At 50.7% G+C, this 19268-nt stretch carries 13 protein-coding genes; 1 reads left to right on the top strand and 12 read right to left on the bottom strand.

Annotated features, from left to right (window positions below; genetic code table 11):
• Positions 1-113: 113 nt before the first annotated feature.
• The 10 genes from hemE to NX722_RS27505 all read right to left on the bottom strand — a co-directional run bounded on the left by hemE (position 114) and on the right by NX722_RS27505 (position 14315).
• Positions 114-1175, bottom strand: coding sequence for a uroporphyrinogen decarboxylase (gene hemE / locus NX722_RS27550; RefSeq protein WP_262566011.1), 1062 nt, complete (start codon positions 1173-1175; stop codon positions 114-116).
• Positions 1176-1220: 45 nt separating this feature from the next.
• Positions 1221-2651 carry an FAD-dependent oxidoreductase gene (locus tag NX722_RS27545; RefSeq protein WP_262566010.1) on the bottom strand — a complete coding sequence of 477 codons (1431 nt, stop codon included), beginning with the start codon at positions 2649-2651 and terminating at the stop codon, positions 1221-1223.
• A 59-nt stretch (positions 2652-2710) separates the two neighbouring features.
• Entirely contained in the window at positions 2711-7168 is a 4458-nt protein-coding gene (gltB, locus tag NX722_RS27540) for a glutamate synthase large subunit (protein ID WP_262566009.1), read from the bottom strand.
• A 429-nt stretch (positions 7169-7597) separates the two neighbouring features.
• A complete protein-coding gene (gene aroB, locus NX722_RS27535) occupies positions 7598-8680 on the bottom strand; it encodes a 3-dehydroquinate synthase (protein WP_262568744.1) in 1083 nt (360 codons plus the stop codon).
• An 8-nt stretch (positions 8681-8688) separates the two neighbouring features.
• Positions 8689-9204 carry a shikimate kinase AroK gene (aroK, locus tag NX722_RS27530; protein WP_262566008.1) on the bottom strand — a complete coding sequence of 172 codons (516 nt, stop codon included), beginning with the start codon at positions 9202-9204 and terminating at the stop codon, positions 8689-8691.
• 125 nt (positions 9205-9329) lie between these two features.
• On the bottom strand, positions 9330-11429 hold the full coding sequence (locus tag NX722_RS27525) for a type IV pilus secretin PilQ (protein WP_262566007.1): 2100 nt from the start codon (positions 11427-11429) through the stop codon (positions 9330-9332).
• A 123-nt stretch (positions 11430-11552) separates the two neighbouring features.
• Entirely contained in the window at positions 11553-12077 is a 525-nt protein-coding gene (locus NX722_RS27520; RefSeq protein ID WP_262566006.1) for a pilus assembly protein PilP, read from the bottom strand.
• The gene (locus NX722_RS27515) at positions 12074-12688 is read right to left on the bottom strand and encodes a type IV pilus inner membrane component PilO (RefSeq protein ID WP_262566005.1); all 615 of its coding nucleotides are present in this window, start codon (positions 12686-12688) and stop codon (positions 12074-12076) included. Before NX722_RS27515 ends, NX722_RS27520 begins: the two co-directional genes overlap by 4 nt.
• Positions 12685-13251 carry a PilN domain-containing protein gene (locus NX722_RS27510; RefSeq protein ID WP_262566004.1) on the bottom strand — a complete coding sequence of 189 codons (567 nt, stop codon included), beginning with the start codon at positions 13249-13251 and terminating at the stop codon, positions 12685-12687. The genes NX722_RS27515 and NX722_RS27510 overlap by 4 nt, the downstream gene beginning before the upstream one ends.
• A complete protein-coding gene (locus NX722_RS27505) occupies positions 13251-14315 on the bottom strand; it encodes a pilus assembly protein PilM (RefSeq protein ID WP_262566003.1) in 1065 nt (354 codons plus the stop codon). The genes NX722_RS27510 and NX722_RS27505 overlap by 1 nt, the downstream gene beginning before the upstream one ends.
• Positions 14316-14616: 301 nt before the next feature.
• On the opposite strand from NX722_RS27505, the gene NX722_RS27500 reads away from it, so the two are divergent.
• Complete coding sequence (locus NX722_RS27500) at positions 14617-17136, top strand: penicillin-binding protein 1A (protein ID WP_262566002.1); 2520 nt, start codon at positions 14617-14619, stop codon at positions 17134-17136.
• Between the two features lie 106 nt (positions 17137-17242).
• Here the strand turns inward: NX722_RS27500 and NX722_RS29040 are convergent, their stop codons facing one another.
• Together NX722_RS29040 and NX722_RS27490 are read right to left on the bottom strand one after the other, a co-directional pair.
• A complete protein-coding gene (locus tag NX722_RS29040) occupies positions 17243-17878 on the bottom strand; it encodes a putative adhesin (RefSeq protein ID WP_407648050.1) in 636 nt (211 codons plus the stop codon).
• 139 nt (positions 17879-18017) lie between these two features.
• The gene (locus NX722_RS27490) at positions 18018-19268 is read right to left on the bottom strand and encodes a malic enzyme-like NAD(P)-binding protein (protein ID WP_262566000.1); all 1251 of its coding nucleotides are present in this window, start codon (positions 19266-19268) and stop codon (positions 18018-18020) included.

The raw sequence follows: 19268 nt of genomic DNA, 5'->3' as shown, positions 1-19268 counted from the left end.
CCTCCAGTGCTTATTCTCCGGAGCCTGTCGGACTGTTAAATCTCCGGGGCAGGCGCTGTTCAGTTAAACAAAACAAAGCGACCTGCCCAAAAAAAATCGCAGAACCAGCTTAGTCAGTGGTAATGCTGAGATAACTCATGCACCGCATGAACAAATACCGCTGCTTTTTCCGGCTCCACAAACTGATGAATACCATGTCCAAGATTAAAGACATGTCCGGAACCTGAACCAAAACGTTGCAGAATATTACCCACCTCCTGTCGTATGCGCGGGGCAGAAGCGTACAACACAGAAGGGTCCATATTGCCCTGCAAGGCTACCTTGTCACCCACCCTGCTACGGGCATCATCAATAGACGTTGTCCAATCCAGTCCAAGAGCATCCGTTCCGGTTTCTGCCATCCATTCCAGCCACTGCCCGCCATTTTTGGTGAAAAGAATGACCGGCACCCTGCGACCTTCGTTTTCTCTGACCAGTCCGGAAACAATCTTCTGCATGTAGTTCAGGGAAAACTCCCGGTAACAGTCCGGAGACAAAACACCACCCCAGGTATCAAAAACCTGAACCGCCTGGGCTCCGGCTTTTATCTGGGCGTTCAGATAGGCCGTGACGGAATCAGCCAGCACTCTTAACAACTGGTGCAACGCCTGAGGCTGGTCGTACATCATGGCTTTTATGCGACGGAAGTCTTTGCTGCTACTACCCTCGACCATATAGGTGGCCAATGTCCACGGGCTGCCGGAAAAACCGATCAGCGGGACTCGCCCGTTTAACTCCCGACGAATCACTCGTACTGCGTCCATCACATAGCCAAGGTCTTTTTCCGGATCAGGAACACTTAACTGGTCAATATCGGCTGATGTTCTTACCGGCTTTTTAAACTTTGGTCCTTCACCGGTTTCAAAATAAAGCCCAAGCCCCATAGCATCGGGAATGGTCAGGATATCAGAGAACAGAATCGCCGCATCCAGAGGAAATCGTTCCAGCGGCTGCAACGTGACTTCACAGGCAAACTGCGGATTCTGGCACAGCGACATAAAATCACCCGCCTCTTTCCTCAAAGCCCGGTATTCAGGCAGGTAGCGCCCGGCCTGCCGCATCATCCACACCGGCGTGACATCCACCGGCTCCCGCAACAGAGCTTTTAAGAGACGATCATTTTTTAATTTTGTCATTTTTACTCCTTAGCTTCGGGCTGTTGGCTGTTGGCTGTTTATTATTCAAACATCCAGAAAATCCAGAATGCCTTCTGCCGCCTGCCGCCCTTCCCAGATGGCGGTGACAACCAGATCAGAACCGCGAACCATATCGCCCCCGGCAAAGACTTTCGGGTTGGAGGTCTGGAAGCTGAACTGTGCCTGTTCCGGTGCGACTACACGACCACCATCGTCCAGCTGAATATCATGGTCGTCAAACCATGGTGCCGGGCTTGGACGGAAACCAAAGGCAACCAGTACGGCATCCGCTGCCAGAATTTCCTCACTGCCGGGAATCACCTGCGGACGACGACGGCCGTTTTCATCCGATTCCCCCAGTTCAGTAGACACCAGCTTAATGCCTTCTACCTTGCCATTACCGACGATTTCAACAGGCTGACGATTGAACAGGAACCGGACACCTTCCTGTTTGGCATTGGCCACTTCACGACGGGAGCCGGGCATATTTTCTTCATCACGGCGATAGGCACAGGTGACACTGGCTGCGCCCTGGCGAATGGAGGTCCGGTTACAGTCCATCGCCGTATCACCACCACCCAGTACCACCACCCTTTTACCTTTCAGGTCGATAAAGTCTGCTTCGTCCTGCTCATAACCAAGGTTACGGTTTACATTGGAAACCAGGAACGGCAGGGCTTCATAAACCCCCGGCAGGCTCTCGCCCGGAAAACCGCCTTTCATATAGGAATAGGTTCCCATACCCATAAATACAGCGTCGTATTCTTTTAGCAACTCAGCCATCTGTACATCTTTGCCGACTTCCGTATTCAGCTGGAACTCAACCCCCATCTCGGTAAAGATTTCACGACGACGGCTCATGACATGCTTTTCCAGCTTGAATTCCGGAATACCAAAGGTCAGAAGCCCGCCAATCTCCGGGTATTTATCAAACACCACAGGCTTTACGCCATTGCGTGCCAGAATATCAGCACAACCCAGGCCAGCAGGGCCAGCGCCAATAATGGCTACCTTTTTATCCGTCCACTCAACCTTTGACATATCCGGACGCCAGCCCAGTGCCAGCGCCGTATCCGTAATGTATTTCTCCGTAGCGCCAATGGTAACGGCACCAAACCCGTCATTCAGGGTGCAGGCACCTTCACACAGACGATCCTGTGGGCAGACCCGACCACAGACTTCCGGCAGGCTGTTGGTCTGGTGCGACAACTCGGCCGCTTCGAACAGATTGCCTTCGGACACCAGCTTCAGCCAGTCCGGGATATAGTTGTGTACCGGGCATTTCCATTCGCAGTAAGGGTTACCGCAGGCAATGCAACGATGTGCCTGTCGCTTCACCTCGGTTTCACTGAAGGGCTTGTAAATTTCTACAAAGTCCCGTTTGCGGGCTCTGAGCGCTTTTTTCTCAGGGTCTTTGCGGTTCACTTCCACAAACTGGAAGTGATTGTTTAATCGGTTGCTACTGTAATGTGACATTCTGTCTGACCTCATTCGCTGTAATCGTTAACATTCATTGCAACTCCCTGCACAGCGGCCTATTCAGGACGCCCACGGGTAGTTGCCAGCAATGAGTCCAAATCCGCAGCCTTGGGCTTCACAAGCCAGAAACGGCCACGGTAATCATAGAACTCTTCATACAGCTCACGCCCCCAATTACTGCCGGTTTTGTTGGCGTAGTCTTCCAGCAGCCCCAGCAGGTGCGACTGGTACATTTCCATGCTTTCGGTGTCAATACGGTGAATGTCCACCAGCTCATGGTTGTAACGATCGACGAAGTAACGGTGCAGGTCGAGCACATAGGCAAAACCACCGGTCATGCCTGCGCCAAAGTTGTAACCTGTCTCTCCCAGAACTGCTACCAGGCCGCCTGTCATATACTCACAACAGTGGTCGCCAGCCCCTTCAACGATAGCGGTAGCACCCGAATTACGCACAGCCAGTCGTTCACCTGCACGACCAGCGGCGTACAATTTCCCGCCGGTTGCGCCGTATAAACAGGTGTTACCGATAATAGAAGTTTCATTGGATTTGAAGGTGCTGCCCTGTGGAGGACGAATTACCAGCTCACCACCGGTCATGCCCTTACCTACATAGTCATTGGCATCCCCTTCCAGATGCATGTTCAGACCACCCGCATTCCACACACCAAAACTTTGCCCGGCCGAGCCAGCCAGGTTCAGCCGGACCGGATGATCGTCCATACCGTGATTGCCATAACGCCTGGCAATTTCTCCGGACAAACGAGCCCCGATAGAGCGGTCACAGTTGCCAACGGTATAAGTGAACTCACCACCCTGACCACTTTCAATGGCTGCCAGACAGTCTTTCACCATCTGCTCTGCCAGCTCACCTTTATCGAATGCGGGGTTACGCTCGACCTGACAGGTATGCGGCTTATCTTCCGGAATCAGGTCACTGCCAAGAATGGCGCTTAAATCCAGACGCTGTTGTTTGTCACTGATACCCGGCAACTGTTCCAGCAGGTCAGTGCGGCCAATGACCTCCTGCAAACTGCTGATACCCAGCTTTGCCAGAATCTCACGAACTTCTGTTGCCACGAACGTGAAGAAGTTCATGATCATTTCCACCGTACCTTTGAAATGATTGTCGCGCAGATTCTTATCCTGCGTCGCCACACCAGTCGCACAGTTATTGAGATGACAGATTCGTAAGTACTTACAACCCATAGCAATCATCGGGGTCGTACCAAAGCCATAACTTTCGGCACCGAGGATGGCAGCCTTCACCACATCCAGGCCGGTTTTCAGACCACCATCGGTTTGCAGGCGAACCTTACCCCGCATGTCGTTGCCACGCAGAGTCTGATGCACTTCACTCAGGCCCAGCTCCCAGGGAGAACCGGCGTAACGAATAGACGTCAATGGACTAGCCGCTGTACCACCGTCATAACCGGAAATGGTAATCAGGTCAGCATACGCCTTGGCAACACCGGCAGCGATGGTACCGACGCCCGGTTCAGACACCAGCTTCACCGAAATCAATGCATCCGGGTTCACCTGCTTGAGGTCAAAGATCAGCTGCGCCAGGTCTTCAATAGAATAAATATCGTGATGGGGTGGCGGGGAAATCAGGGTCACGCCCGGCACTGAATGACGTAGACGGGCAATCAGGCGATTCACCTTACCACCCGGTAACTGACCGCCTTCACCCGGCTTGGCACCCTGTGCTACCTTGATCTGCAATACTTCCGCATTGACCAGATAATGAGGCGTTACCCCGAAACGCCCCGAGGCAATCTGTTTAATCTTGGAAACACGGTTGGTGCCAAAACGGTTCGGGTCTTCACCACCCTCCCCTGAATTTGAGCGGCCTCCCAGGGTGTTCATGGCCTGTGCCAGCGCTTCATGGGCTTCCGGAGACAGTGCGCCCAGACTCATTGCCGCCGAGTCAAAGCGTTTAACGATGTCCCCCACAGGCTCAACCCTGGCAAGGTCAATGGACTGTCCTGTCTCTTTCAGGGCAAACAGGTCACGCAGGGTCGCTGCCGGACGTTCATTCACCAGCTTTGAGTAGCGGCGATACTCTTCGTAATCCCCTGTTTTAACGGCTTTCTGTGCCTGCTGCACCACGTCCGGATTAAAAGCGTGGTATTCACTGTCGTGTACATATTTAAGCAGCCCACCCTGCTGGATAGGCTTGCGTTTTTTCCATGCGTCATTTGCCAACAGCAACTGTTCATGCTGGAACTCAGCAAACCCGGCACCTTCAATACGACTCTGAACGTCTGTAAAGCACAGATCAACGACTTCAGTCGCCAGACCTATCGCTTCAAAAAGCTGCGCCGCACGATAGGAGGCAACGGTGGAGATTCCCATCTTGGACAGGATTTTCATCAAACCTTTGTCAATGCCTTTACGGTAGGACTTATAGGCATCCAGGGGGTCAGCCAGCACTTCGCCAGAACGAATCTGGTCGTTGACGATTTCATAGGCAAGGTAGGGATAGATAGCGGTAGCACCAAAGCCCAGCAACACAGCAAAGTGGTGAGAATCACGGGCCGTGGCAGTTTCTACCAACAGGTTAGCATCAGAACGCAATCCTTTATCAATCAGCCGGTGATGGACGGCACCCGTCGCCATTGCCGCATGAACAGGCAGTTTATCTTCCGCAATATCACGGTCGGTCAGGTGAATAACCACCTTGCCGTTATTAACCGCTGCTTCAGCCTGGTCACAGATGAATTCAATAGCGGCTTTCAGACCCACCGCTGGATCGTAATTCAAGTCAATGCGCTCCACCTCCAGATCGTCCATCTGGTGGCGGGCGTTGATCAGGTTCAGGAATTTAGTAGTGGACAGAACCGGAGATTTCAGGACAACCCGGTTAGCCAGCTCAGGTGATTCCCGGAACAAATTTTTCTCGCGCCCCAGGCAGGTCTCCAGGGACATAACAATCGCTTCCCGCAACGGGTCGATTGGCGGGTTGGTCACCTGGGCAAACTGTTGACGAAAATAGTCGTAGACTGAACGGGCCCGGCCAGACAGTACCGCCATGGGCGTATCGTCACCCATGGAACCGACGGCTTCCTGACCATTTTCGACCAGCGGACGAATCACCTGATTCCGCTCTTCAAAGCTGACACCAAAAAGCTTCTGATGAACGTTCAGGGCTTGTGTATCCAGATGTTCGATACGATGGGCGTCTTCACGGAAATCCGAGCGGATGCGATAAGAGTATTTCTTCAACCACTGTTTGTAAGGCTGACGGTCTTTGAGCTGTTCATCAATGTCGTGCGCCTGCAGCAGTTCCCCGGTCTGGGTATCAATCGCCAGCACTTCGCCCGGCCCCACACGACCTTTTGCCACCACATCTTCCGGTTGGTAATCGTAAACGCCAATTTCAGACGCTACGGTCAGATAGCCGTTACGGGTAATCACCCAGCGGGAGGGGCGCAGTCCATTACGGTCCAGGGCACATACAGCTTTTCGGCCATCAGACAGCACCAGACCAGCCGGGCCGTCCCAGGGTTCCATGTGCATGGAGTTGTATTCATAGAAAGCCCTTAGTCCGGGTGCCATGGTGTCGACATTCTGCCAGGCAGGTGGAATCAACATGCGGATCGCCCGGTACAGGTCCACGCCTCCTGTCACCAGCAGCTCCAGCATATTATCCAGAGTCGAAGAGTCCGACCCGGTGCGGTTAACCAGTGGGCTGATCTGATCCAGCCCCGGCAACAGTTCAGACTGGAATTTTTTACGGCGCGCCTGAGCCCAGTTGCGGTTCCCCATAATCGTGTTGATCTCACCATTGTGGGCCAGCAGGCGGAAAGGCTGGGCCAGCTTCCAGCGTGGCATGGTATTGGTAGAAAAACGCTGATGGAACACGCAGATGGCGGTTTCAAAACGTGGGTCGCCCAGATCTTCATAGAAGTTGGCAAGATCCACCGGCATCATCAAACCTTTGTAGGTGATTACGCGGGTCGAGAGGGAACAGATATAAAAGTCATCGTCGTTTTCCAGCGCCATATTGGTAAACCGACGCGCCATATACAGCCTGGCTGAGAAAGCCACATCATCCAGATCAGCATCACCGGTAATAAACACCTGTTCGATAACAGGCAGCTGTTCCAGCGCAATGGGCCCCAGGCACTGACTGTTGACCGGCACTGTCCGCCAGCCTGCAACCGACAACCCCTGATCAGCCAGGTCATGTTCAATCCGACGACGAGCCGTTTGTGCTTTGTCTTTATGCTGGCTCAGGAAAATCATGCCAACGGCATACAGTTCTGGCAGAGGCTTGCCAAGCTGTTCTCTGGCAACGGTACGGAAAAAGGAGTCTGGGGTTTGCAGCAAAAGACCACAGCCGTCGCCTGTCTTACCATCGGCTGCAATCCCCCCCCGGTGCGTCATGCAGGTGAGCGCTTCAATTGCAGTGTTCAGGAGGTCATGGCTTTTGTTACCCTCCATGTGGGCAATAAGGCCAAAACCGCAGTTATCCCGAAACTCCCCGGGGTTATACAGACCTGATTTCATAGGCAATCTTTATCCAGTCAGTCGTTTGTTCTAGGGTTCGAGTGCTGTCTTCCTGAAATTGATGACTGCTGATTGAGAAACACTTCCGCTTTTGACGAAAACCACTCTTGACCCGGCACCGCTTAATGAGACCGATACCTTACAGCAGAGGCTGGTAACCTTTCCTGGTAGCAGACAATGATGAATTATTATGATTGAGAAGCTGTCTGCTGAAGCAGCAGCCATCAGTTCGAACCAGCTATTTGTTTGTTATCCCTCTCTTTGACCTGTAAAAATGCCCCTTACAATCATTATTAAATGGCATTTTAAAGACAAAGGGCCGTCCATTTTACATGGACAGCCCTTTGATCACAAATCCCAAAAAATAACAATAAGTATTAATTTTTAACTTTTTAGCCTTTCAACCTTCAACTCGCCAGCCTCTGACCACTAACAGACACACATCTCAGCCAGCACTTCATCCAGCTTACTTCGGTCAAACTCACTGGTCACCACCGCTTTGCCCACCTGCTCCAGCAGCACCAGCCTCAGGCGGCTGTCCAGAACCTTTTTATCCACCGCCATAATGCTGAGAAAATCATCAGGCGTCATACCTTCCGGAGGAAGCACCGGTAGATTCGCCTGTTGCAGCAACGCTTTGATCTGTTCAACCTGCTCCCGGGAAATATCACCCAGACGACAGGAGAGTCTGGCAGCCATCACCATACCGGCAGCCACCGCTTCACCATGCAGCCATTCGCCATAGCCAAGATGCGTTTCAATGGCATGACCAAAAGTATGACCAAGGTTCAGAATGGCACGAATACCCGACTCTTTTTCATCTTCTGCCACAACGTTTGCCTTGTCGGCACAGGAGCGATGAATGGCGTAAACCAGTGCGTCCGTATCCCGCGCCATCAGTTTTGCGATATTCGCCTGCAGCCAGGTGAAAAATTCCGAATCACAGATCAACCCATATTTGATAATTTCCGCTATTCCGGCAGACAATTCACGATCAGGCAGGGTAGCCAGCAGGTCAGTATCAATAATGACAGCGTTCGGCTGATGAAAAGCCCCGATCATATTCTTACCAAGGGGATGGTTAACGCCGGTTTTACCACCCACTGATGAGTCCACCTGCGACAGCACAGTGGTTGGAATCTGGATAAACTCAACACCACGCTGGTAACAGGCTGCGGCAAAGCCAGTCATATCACCAACAACCCCTCCGCCCAGGGCAATCAATGTCGTGGCGCGGTTGTGGCGCGCCTGTAACAAACCGTCAAAAACAGCTTCCAGAGTTTGCAGGTTTTTGAAGGCCTCGCCATCTGGTAACACAACATCTATAACATCAAAGTCATTCAGCAGTGCTTTCAGTTTGTCCAGATAAAGGGGTGCAACCGTTTCATTGGTCACTATGGCTACCTGCTTTGCCCTGACATAGGGCGTCAGCTTTGCAGCATCAGACAGTGTTCCGGAACCAATAAATATTGGATAACTGCGATCGCCAAGATCAACCGTCAATTCAAGCATCATAATCCTCAACTTTGCTCTACGGTCTTGATGATTTCATGAATCAGGGATTTGAGAGAATACCGCTCAGTATCCAGAGTCAGGTCCGCTAAACCCTCATACAGCGGTTCACGCTCTTCCAGCAGATTTTCCAGAACCGCCCTGCGATCAGGTCTTTGCAACAGTGGACGCTGCTTGTCCTTTATCGTGCGTTCCAGCTGTGCGTCTACTGACGCTTTCAGGTAAACAACCAGTCCATTGGTCCCCAGGTGTCGACGATTCTCTTTCTGAGTGACTACACCTCCGCCAGTCGCAAGAATAATTCCGCGCTCTTCACACAATTCCCGAATCACCTGACGCTCTCGCTGACGGAAACCTTTCTCCCCCTCAACGTCGAATATCCAAGGTATGTTCGCCCCGGTACGAGCTTCAACCTCGTGATCCGAATCATAAAATGGCAGTCCCAGCTCTTTTGCCAGCATCTTGCCAAGAGTACTTTTTCCAGCCCCCATGGGCCCAACAAGATAAATATTTGTTAACGGCATGTCTTGTCGCCTGACCTCCTGCCTATGAGTAGGCGAGACTAGCGCATAGTACGAGTGCCTGACAAATAAAAAACGGGAGCACTGTTCGCAAACAGTGCTCCCGCTCAGAAAATGTTCGCCCGATATCAGCGCAGAGCGACATTCTCGTTAATAATACGGGGAGTAATAAAGATCATCAGTTCTGCATTGGTATCTTTGTTAGTCTTTTTTCTGAACAAAGCCCCAACATAAGGAATATCACCCAGCAATGGCACTTTTGCAGTAGTGTTGGTTTTACTTTGGGTAAACACTCCACCCAAAACAACGGTGGCGCCATCTTTCACCAGCACCTGGGTATTGACCTCATTTTTATTAATGGTTGGCACCCCATTAGGAGCAGGGTCGCCTTCGGAGTCGTTGGTCACTTTTACGTCCATAATAATACTGCCTTCAGGCGTAATCTGGGGTGTTACCTCCAGTGACAAAACGGCATCTTTAAAAGCAACAGAAGTGGCACCACTTGAGGTCTTTTCTTCATAAGGTATCTCTTTACCTGCCTTAATAACGGCCATGGTTTTATCAGCAGTAATAACCTTGGGCTGGGACACAGCCTCACCACCGCCGTCAGAAAGAATCGCTGACAGTTCCAGGTTGAGTATGGTGCTGTTGGTAGCAAAGCCAATGGCCAGGCTGGTGGCATTGGTGCCCGTCAACCCAAAATCAACAAAAGCTTTATCACCTACACCACTTGACGGATCACTATCACCACTTCCCAAACCTGCATTAGTTCCATTACCACCAATACCTATTGCCCGGTTTGACTGCCCTGCCGTCAAATCTTTACCACCACTCCATTTCACCCCCAGTTCCCGGGAGTAATTGGAGTTTATATTGACAATGCGCGCCTCAATCATCACCTGCCGGACCGGAATGTCGAGTCGGGTAATCAGTGCCCGTATTTCATCCAGTTTTTCCTGGGTGTCCTTCACCAGCAGGCTGTTGGTTCTGGCTACCACCTGAACCGAACCCCGGTCAGTCAACAAACCGGTATCGTCACCGGTTCCGGACAGTACGTCAGAAATTTCGCTCGCATCCGCGTAGTTAATCTGAATCAGATCGGTATAGACCGGTGCCAGCTCACGAATCTGCTTGTCGTTCTCCAACTGCTGACGCTCTCTGGCAGCAATCTCTTCTGCCGGAGCCACCGTCAGCACATTGCCCTCCTGACGCTTGTCCAGCCCTTTGGCCTTGAGCACAATATCCAGAGCCTGGTCCCATGGAACATTCTGCAACCTCAACGTCACATTACCGGTTACAGTATCCGAAGCCACAAGGTTCAGGTCAGTGAAATCTGCAATCAGCTGCAATACTTCCCGCACCTTGATGTCCTGGAAGTTCAGGGAAAGCTTGTCACCTTTATAAGAAAGGCCACGACGACCACGGTTATAATTCTTCTGGGCAGCCGGTTTAACACTGACCGTCACAATATTATCAGCCTGATAGGCGAGATAATCGAACTCGCCCTTTGGCTCAATAATAACAACCGCATTGCCGTCTTCGGTTTTGGCGTCGATATATTTCACCGGCGTAGCAAAATCCATAACATCCAGACGGTTTCTTAAGCGTCCGGGCAATACATTGCCCTGAAACTCCAGACGAATGCGCCCGGCCATTTCATTCATGTCCATAGGGATATCAGCATTGGCGAGGGTAATCACCACATTGCCCTCGCCTTCTTCACCACGCTGAAAGTCAATATGGGTAATTCCTCTGCCACCGGGTTCTGCCATCGGCGCACCCGATTCGGCCACCATGGGGGATAACCCCTGATCGTTGGAGTAACTCCTTTGCTGGCTGTCACTCCCGAGATAAACATAAAGTGTATTGCCATCACTTTTGGTGGAAAAACTGGTAGGGTTGCGCAGATTCACAACCAGGCGGGTACGGTCGCCCGATTCCAGAACCGTGACGCTCTGGGCGTTATCAAAGCCGATTTCATTGTATTTGGCCAGAGAACTGCGGGTATAAGGCAAGTCGATGGAAATTCTGGGTGGCTGGTCAACACTGTAGCCTTTTGCCTGTGGGGCAGGTCCGTCAAACATCAGCTTCAGCTCAACCATACCACCAGGCAGGGAGCCTGCATCCATTTTTTTAAGGGTAACGGCCCAGATCGAAGTTGGCATCCATGCCAGCAAAACAAACAGCAGTATGGCTGCCGAAGTCTGCACAACGGGCTTTGTATTCATCGAAATGCCCCATCCCTGAATTCACTGTTATTGTTCTATTCGGCACTATCCGGGAAAAATCCAGCTTCCTTGTGGATCTTACCCTCTTTGTGTCCTTTGATGAGGCAAATTCAAACTGACAGGTTACTGGCCACCAAGAATCAGTGTCCGTGGTCGCTCAATCCAGAGATCATTACCGGCTGGAATAATCTCTATAATCCGAAGCTCCTGTTCATCAATGTAATCAATGCGTCCGTGGTTGCGCCCAAGATAATCGCCTTCCTTAACACGATGAACACCTTCACTGCTTCGTACCAGCCCCCATAATCCACCTTCATTACTGATTGAACCCACCAGAGAAATGGATTCAATGTCGAACTGCTCCAGAAAACCTTTCTCCCGGGCCAGATCCGGTTTTACGTTACTGTTGATCTGTTGATTGCCGGCTCTAAGAATGACCGGTGGCTCAAAGGGGCTGCGCATCCCAGCTGCTTGATAAGCAAACGCCTCATAAGGCTTGAATTCAGGCAAAGGCTCAATTTTCCCAGAAGGCCTGGCGCGCATTTCCCGCATGTACTGATCAATATCAGTCTTGCCCGATTGTCCGCCGCATCCCGTAACAGACAAGATTGCCCCTGCCAGAAAACCCCATTGCCAACGCTTCATCATTCAGCCTCCCTATCGTTATAACGATAAGTTCTGGCAAGAATATTCATTTTCAGTTTATTGCTGCCAGATAACGGATCAATGGAAAAATCGTGCAGGGTAACAATCCTTGGAAGGCTGGCGACACCACTGACAAAACTGCCCAGATCGTGGTAATTCCCCTTCACAGTAATGCTGATAGGCAATTCAATATAAAATTCCGTCGCTATCTCCGGCTCCAGTTTAATTGCCTCAAACTGCAGACCCGCTCCCCGACCGGTAAAAGTAATGTCTTCCAATAACCCCGGTACTTCTGTATCACTTGGCAACTGCCTGACCAGCTTGCCAAAAGAATCCTCTATCTGCCGCATCTGCTCCCGATAGGCTCCGAGGTTTGCTGACTGAAACGCCTTGGTCCGGAACTGCTCTTTAAGCTCCTTCTCCTTGGCTATCTCCCTGTCAAGCTGGGTTTGCAGCCCACTCAAATGAAACTGATACCCCAGAAAAATAACCAGTAACAAAACCAGCAGGCAGGAAATGATGCGTATCGGCAGGGGCCAGGCACCCACATTTTCAAAATCAAGATCCGACAGATTCACTTCATTCAGCTTTTTCAGTGATTCACCCATATTCATGATCTGTCACCATCATCAGAGCCCGGAGTAATTTGCTGAATGGTCAGATCAAATTCGTTCTGCCGTTCGCCATTAGCGGTGACTTTTCTGACAGCAGTCAGGTTAGGAGCGGCAAACCAGTCGGAGCTGTTAAAATTGCGCATCAGGGCGGATATCTGGTTATTAGATTCGGCAATCCCGACCAGTTTCAACGTGCTGCCATTCATAGATACTTTTTTGAAATAAACGCCCTTAGGCACCACCCTGACCAGCTGATCAAAGACTCGTACACTAACGGGCCGGTTGCCCTGCAGGCTCTGGATAACCTTCATACGCTCCAGTAATTGCCCACGTTTCTCCCGAAGGTCTTTAAGTTCAGCAATGCTTTTGTCGAGCTTTTTGATATGACTTTGCAGGTACTGATTACGACTGACCTGAGCATCAACAGAAGTCCTGCTCATCATGTCGCCAGTAAAAATAACAGCGCCGCCAATCATGGCGCTTATAGCCAGTGCAGTGACAAACCGTTTCTTCCGTTCTTCCCTGAGCTGTTCCCGCCAGGGCAGCAGGTTGATTCTGGCCATCAGTCAAAGCTCCTCATGGCTAACCCACATGCAATGGCAAGCGCCGGAGCGTTAGAAGCCAGCTTGCTGGCATCCACTTTTCCGGCTACTGACATTTTTGCGAATGGGTTGGCAACAATGGTTTGCGTACCCAGTTTGTCCTGCATCAGGGCCGCAAGACCATTCAGGGAAGAAGAGCCGCCCGCAAGAATAACGGCATCAACATCATTAAACCGGGTGGCCGAGTAAAAGAACTGAAGGGAGCGGGAAACCTGCTGGATAACGGCTTCCTTAAAAGGTTCCAGCACTTCAGATTCATAATCTCCGGGCAATCCACCTTTACATTTGGCCTGTTCCGCTTCCTCAGGCTCCAGCCCGTACCTTCTCTGAATCTCATCCGTCAGCTGACGACCGCCAAACAACTGTTCACGGGTATAAATATTCTGGCCTTTACTGAGGACATTAAGGGAAGTGTTGCTGGCACCAATATCAATGATTGCCACCACCGGGTCATCCTCCGGCAGTTCCAGTAAATCTTCCAGCAATTCAAAAACACGCTCCATGGCAAACGCTTCAACATCCACCACCTTGGCTTTCAAACCAGCCGCTTCCAGCGCTGTCTCACGCAGCTCAACATTATCCCGGCGACAGGCTGCCAGCAGCACTTCAGCACGCTCAGGATTTTTTTCTTTAAGGCCCAGCACTTCAAAATCAATAGCCACTTCATCCAATGCGTAGGGAATGTACTGATCGGCCTCTACCGCAATCTGGGATTCCATCTCGTCATCACTGAGAGAAGCGTCCATTTCAATGGTTTTTGTGATCACTGCTGAACCGGACACCGCAATAGCCGCATTTTTTACACCAGAACGGGAATGGGCAACGGCTTTGGCAATGGCTTCACCCACCGCTTCTGTTTCCTGAATATTATTTTCGATGACAGCACCCGGTGCCAGAGGTTGTTCACCAAAGGCTTCAACACGGTACTTATCACCACTGCGGCTGAGTTCAAGAACTTTAACAGACGTCGAACTGATATCGATGCCCAGGACAGAGCTGGATTTATTTTTGAACAGTCCTAACACGGATCTGATCCCTGTTCATTTGTTATAAGGGGTATAGTTTCAATTAAATATCAGTATTTGCTTTTCCGCAATTTCCGAAACATTCAAAGCCTGTTACACGCCATGACCTCACCGGAATGTGACAGCTACGGACACCAACCTCCACAACTACCGGTTAACATCGTCAAAATAATTTCAGGGTAAAGTAAACTTCCCCGTTTTATAGGGCATCAGGGTATTTTACCTTTATAATGCTCCCACAGGATCGGCTCAATGAGCTGAGAAGCTCAGATAAACTGGATGTCCCGGCAGAATGAAGCGAATGGTTAAATTTTTAAAATTCTTACTATGGAGTGGCCTTGCCGGTGGTGGTGGTGTGCTGCTGATCGCAGCCAGTGCCTATCTGTACCTGAGTCCCTCCCTGCCATCCGTTGAAACCCTGCGGGATATTCACCTGCAAACGCCTCTGCGGGTTTATACCCGTGATGAAAAACTGCTGGCCGAGTTCGGCGAAAAGCGCCGGACGCCGGTTCGCATTGAAGAAACTCCTGAGTTTCTGGTTCAGGCGTTTATGGCTGCCGAAGATGACCGGTTCTATTCCCACCCCGGCGTTGACATTGTCGGTCTGATGCGCGCAGCAGTGCAGCTGGTATCTACCGGCAGCATTCAGTCAGGCGGCAGCACCATTACGATGCAGGTGGCGAAAAACTTCTTTTTGAGTCATGAGCGGGTTTTCTCCCGTAAATTCAATGAAATACTGCTGGCATTACAGATCGAGCGAGAACTCAACAAGTCTGAAATCCTTGAACTGTACCTGAATAAAATTTATCTGGGCAACCGTGCCTACGGCGTTGAAGCGGCCGCCCAGGTGTATTATGGCCAGTCTATTAATGAACTGAACCTGGCTCAGCTGGCTATGATCGCCGGTCTGCCAAAAGCACCCTCCCGCTATAATCCGATCAACGACCCTGACAGAGCCCTGATTCGCCGCAACTGGATTCTCGGGCGCATGCTGGACCTTGGCTATATCAACAATAACAACTATCAGACAGCAGTCAGCCAGCCAGTAACTGCCCGCTATCACGGCTCCCGCATTGAACTACAGGCGCCGTATGTAGCAGAAATGGTTCGTCAGGAAATGATTGAAAGGTATGGCCCTGAAGCTTATACCGAAGGATTTCAGGTTTACACGACAGTCGACAGCTCCCTGCAGGAAACCGCAAATCAGGTAGTGGTCGATGGCCTCTTTGCCTACACCGAACGACACGGTTACCGGGGCCCTGTTACCAACCTCAACGAAGCAGACCAAAACCTGGAAATCAATAACAGTGAGATTCAGTCTAACGTTGATGTCTGGAAAGAGGCTCTGAAAAACGCTCGTTCCAATAGAATTCTTATGCCAGCGGTGGTCACTGCCGTTGAAGACAAAACCGCCCATATTCTGCTGCGCAATGACGAGGTTGACGTCATTGATTGGGACAACCTGAGCTGGGCAAAACGTTTCATTAACGTGAATGCTTTTGGTTACGACCCCAAGTCTGCAGGTGACGTGTTAAAAGCCGGAGACCTGATTCTGGTGCGCAAAATGCCGGATGGTCGCTATCGTTTGAGCCAGGATCCTGAAGCTCAGTCATCACTGATATCCATGAACCCAAAGAACGGAGCCATCCTGTCCCTGGTGGGTGGTTTTAACTTCTTCGACAGCATGTATAACCGTTCAACCCAGGCTGTCCGGCAGGCGGGATCGTCATTCAAGCCGTTTGTTTACGCTGCTGCCCTCCATGAAGGTATGACCGCTGCCACCATGATTAACGACGCTCCCATAGTATTTGCTGACAAGGGATTGGAAGGCACCTGGCGTCCAAACAACGACAACATGAAGTTCAATGGTCCAATGCGCCTGCGGGAAGGTCTGTACCGTTCCCGCAATCTGGTCTCCATTCGATTGCTGCGGGAAATCGGCATCAACCGAACCATTAACTTCCTGGAAGGTCTGGGTTTTGAAGACGGCACCATGGAACGAAATCTCAGTCTGGCTCTGGGCAACGTATCCCTGACACCGTTGCAGCTGACGACTGGTTACGCCACCATTGCCAATGGTGGTTATAAAGTCAGCCCCTATCTGATTGACCGCGTTGAGACCATAGATGAAGTGCTGTTCCGGGCTTCGCCTGAAACAGCCTGTCCTGAATGTGAAGACTTGCTGGACAATCCTCAGGAGCAGACTGCAGAACAAACAGAAATGCCTGAAGCTGACTCCGGTTCAGCCATCATCCTTGCCCGGGGTGATCAGGATAACAATGTCGTTGACCTGACCGGCGAACCGGATACACAGCGCATCACACCCGCTGAACAGGTTATGGACCCTCGGGTGAACTACATCATCAACGACATCATGAATGACGTCATCTGGAAAGGTACAGGCCGCCGTGCCCGGGCGCTGAAACGCCATGATATTGGTGGTAAAACCGGTACGACCAACGATAGTAAAGACGCATGGTTTGTCGGTTTTAATCCGGAAGTGCTGACCAGCGTATGGATTGGCATGGACGATTACACGACACTCGGTCGTTGGGAATACGGCGGAAACGCTGCTCTGCCAGTCTGGATTGACTTTATGAAGGTCGCTCTTGATGGCAAACCAGAACAACGCCTGCCACAACCCGACGGCATGGTGTCACTGCGAATTGATCCAAAAACCGGTCGCCTTGCACGACAGGGGGATAAAAACGCTATTTTTGAAATCTTTCGTCAGGAAAAAGCCCCAACTGCCGTGAGTGAAGGTTCTATCCCTTCCCTGAATGATATTGATCAGTCGTTTAAGCCTGAAGATTTGTTCTGATCTTTCTGCTGACCAGGAGCCTTAAATCCGACAGGCTCCTGATTCAGCTGAGCGTTAAAAGCCATGCACGCAACACTTCCCGCCTTCGATGGAATAAAGTCGAAACTCAGTCTAAATCACTGTCTTCTATAATTCGCCAGCGCCCCAGATTGCCATTGAAAACATTGTCTGGAAAATGCTCAGCAGGCTTATGAATTATCCATTCAGACTCCGGTACACTCTCATACCAGATAGGGGAGCGACAGAATAAGCAATGTACTCTCGGATAAAAGTGGTTTTGCAACCTCATTTGCAACAGAAGGGCTTCCAGTGATGTAGTTGTCCTGGGCATAAGGACATCAAACAGCCACGTTGGATTCTTTTTTCGTAGATCAGACCGATGTCGTCTTATTTTGTGTGTTAAAAATTCGTCCGAATAAAAAAGGTCTTCCTCATCAAGTGGGGTTAAAGTATAGTCAACAACCTCACTGCCTCCTGTATAAACTTCTATAGGCTCAATGTTTCCGTATAGTGCTTCGTGAGCTTCGGAGACCATAACCACTCCATGCGGACAGTAGAAATATAAACTGACCCCGGGCGGTACAATGAATTTTTTGTTTGCTTCCAGAGATGGCCTTTTTGCCTCGAAAAAGCCATGACAATATACGATCACATTCTGAGCCCTTACCCTCCTTATTAGCCCGGATACACAGGTATACAGCGTTATGCCATTTCTTAGTTGATGAGTTTTTACCCTGTGCATTGAAGAATCTCAGAAATACGAGGTGTACAGGACACGAGTCAGCAAAGACATAAAGATTATAGATCAAACACGACACCCTTCGTGTCATAAACGACAGGAAGGGTGTTAATCAAGACTACTCTGTTATAGCGACAAGTGCTTAAACATCATCCAGAGACGTCAGCGGGTAATGCGCCGGATACTCCAGCTTTGCCACGCCACTTTCAATGGCTGCCTCAGCGACTGCCGCAGATACCTTGCCCAACAAGCGGGGATCGGTTGGCTTTGGAATAATATAGTCCGGTCCGAAACTTAGATTGATACCGTCGTATGCATCCATGACTTCCTGTGGCACTTCCTCTTTTGCCAGATCCCGAATCGCATTCACCGCTGCCACTTTCATGGCTTCGTTAATGCGGGTCGCGCGTACATCCAGTGCGCCACGGAAAATAAACGGGAAGCCCAGAACATTGTTGACCTGATTAGGAAAGTCGGAACGACCGGTCGCCATAATCACATCAGAACGAGCTGCCTTCGCCACTTCAGGATGAATTTCAGGATCAGGGTTAGCACAGGCAAAGACAATCGGATTCTCTGCCATGGTTTGCAGCTGTTCAGCAGACAGCAGGTTAGGGCCGGAAAGCCCAAGAAACGCATCGGCATCCACAATAGCATCGTCCAGTTGACGACGGTCGGTGTCTACTGCAAACAGGGCTTTGTACTGGTTCAGGTCATCACGGTCTGTATGGATAACCCCTTTACTGTCCAGCATCAGGATATTTTCTGGTCGCATGCCACAGCTGATCAGCAATTTGACACAGGCAATGGCTGCCGAGCCAGCCCCCAGGCAGACCAGTTTGGCTTCTTCTATTTTTTTGCCAGCAATATCCAGTGCATTTAACATACCGGCAGTCGTTACAATGGCGGTTCCGTGCTGGTCATCATGGAATACCGGAATATCGCATTCTTCTATCAGGCGTCGTTCAATTTCAAAACACTCTGGTGCTTTAATATCTTCAAGATTGATTCCGCCGAAACTACAGGCAATACGTTTTACAGTATCAATAAAAGCCTGAGCACTTTCTGATTCCACTTCAATATCAATGGAATCTACACCGGCGAAGCGTTTAAACAGCAACGCCTTACCTTCCATCACCGGTTTACTCGCCAGAGCGCCAAGATTACCCAGCCCCAGAATAGCGGAGCCATTACTGATGACCGCTACCAGGTTGCCTTTGCCGGTGTATTTATAGGCGTTTTCAGGGTCAGCAGCGATTTCACGTACAGGCTCCGCAACGCCCGGACTGTAGGCCAGGGAAAGGTCTCTGGCCGTTTCCGCTGGCTTGGTCAGCGCAATTTCAATTTTGCCGGGTTTAGGAAGAGCGTGATAATCAAGAGCCGCTTGCTTCAT

Origin of the sequence: Endozoicomonas gorgoniicola, from assembly GCF_025562715.2 — a bacterium.
In the GTDB taxonomy this organism is placed as follows: domain Bacteria; phylum Pseudomonadota; class Gammaproteobacteria; order Pseudomonadales; family Endozoicomonadaceae; genus Endozoicomonas_A; species Endozoicomonas_A gorgoniicola.
The sequence above is the reverse complement of the archived record's forward strand: the minus strand, read 5'-3'. Positions and strand labels throughout refer to the sequence as shown.

Bases quoted from the DNA above. Each gene is read 5' to 3' on its own strand.
- hemE (WP_262566011.1), bottom strand. From the start codon at position 1,175: ATGACAAAATTAAAAAATGATCGTCTCTTAAAAGCTCTGTTGCGGGAG.
- NX722_RS29040 (WP_407648050.1), bottom strand. From the start codon at position 17,878: ATGCACAGGGTAAAAACTCATCAACTAAGAAATGGCATAACGCTGTAT.
- NX722_RS27545 (WP_262566010.1), bottom strand. From the start codon at position 2,651: ATGTCACATTACAGTAGCAACCGATTAAACAATCACTTCCAGTTTGTG.
- NX722_RS27525 (WP_262566007.1), bottom strand. From the start codon at position 11,429: ATGAATACAAAGCCCGTTGTGCAGACTTCGGCAGCCATACTGCTGTTT.
- aroB (WP_262568744.1), bottom strand. From the start codon at position 8,680: ATGCTTGAATTGACGGTTGATCTTGGCGATCGCAGTTATCCAATATTT.
- NX722_RS27520 (WP_262566006.1), bottom strand. From the start codon at position 12,077: ATGATGAAGCGTTGGCAATGGGGTTTTCTGGCAGGGGCAATCTTGTCT.
- NX722_RS27500 (WP_262566002.1), top strand. From the start codon at position 14,617: ATGGTTAAATTTTTAAAATTCTTACTATGGAGTGGCCTTGCCGGTGGT.
- NX722_RS27490 (WP_262566000.1), bottom strand. From the start codon at position 19,268: ATGAAGCAAGCGGCTCTTGATTATCACGCTCTTCCTAAACCCGGCAAA.
- NX722_RS27515 (WP_262566005.1), bottom strand. From the start codon at position 12,688: ATGAATATGGGTGAATCACTGAAAAAGCTGAATGAAGTGAATCTGTCG.
- gltB (WP_262566009.1), bottom strand. From the start codon at position 7,168: ATGAAATCAGGTCTGTATAACCCCGGGGAGTTTCGGGATAACTGCGGT.
- NX722_RS27510 (WP_262566004.1), bottom strand. From the start codon at position 13,251: ATGGCCAGAATCAACCTGCTGCCCTGGCGGGAACAGCTCAGGGAAGAA.
- aroK (WP_262566008.1), bottom strand. From the start codon at position 9,204: ATGCCGTTAACAAATATTTATCTTGTTGGGCCCATGGGGGCTGGAAAA.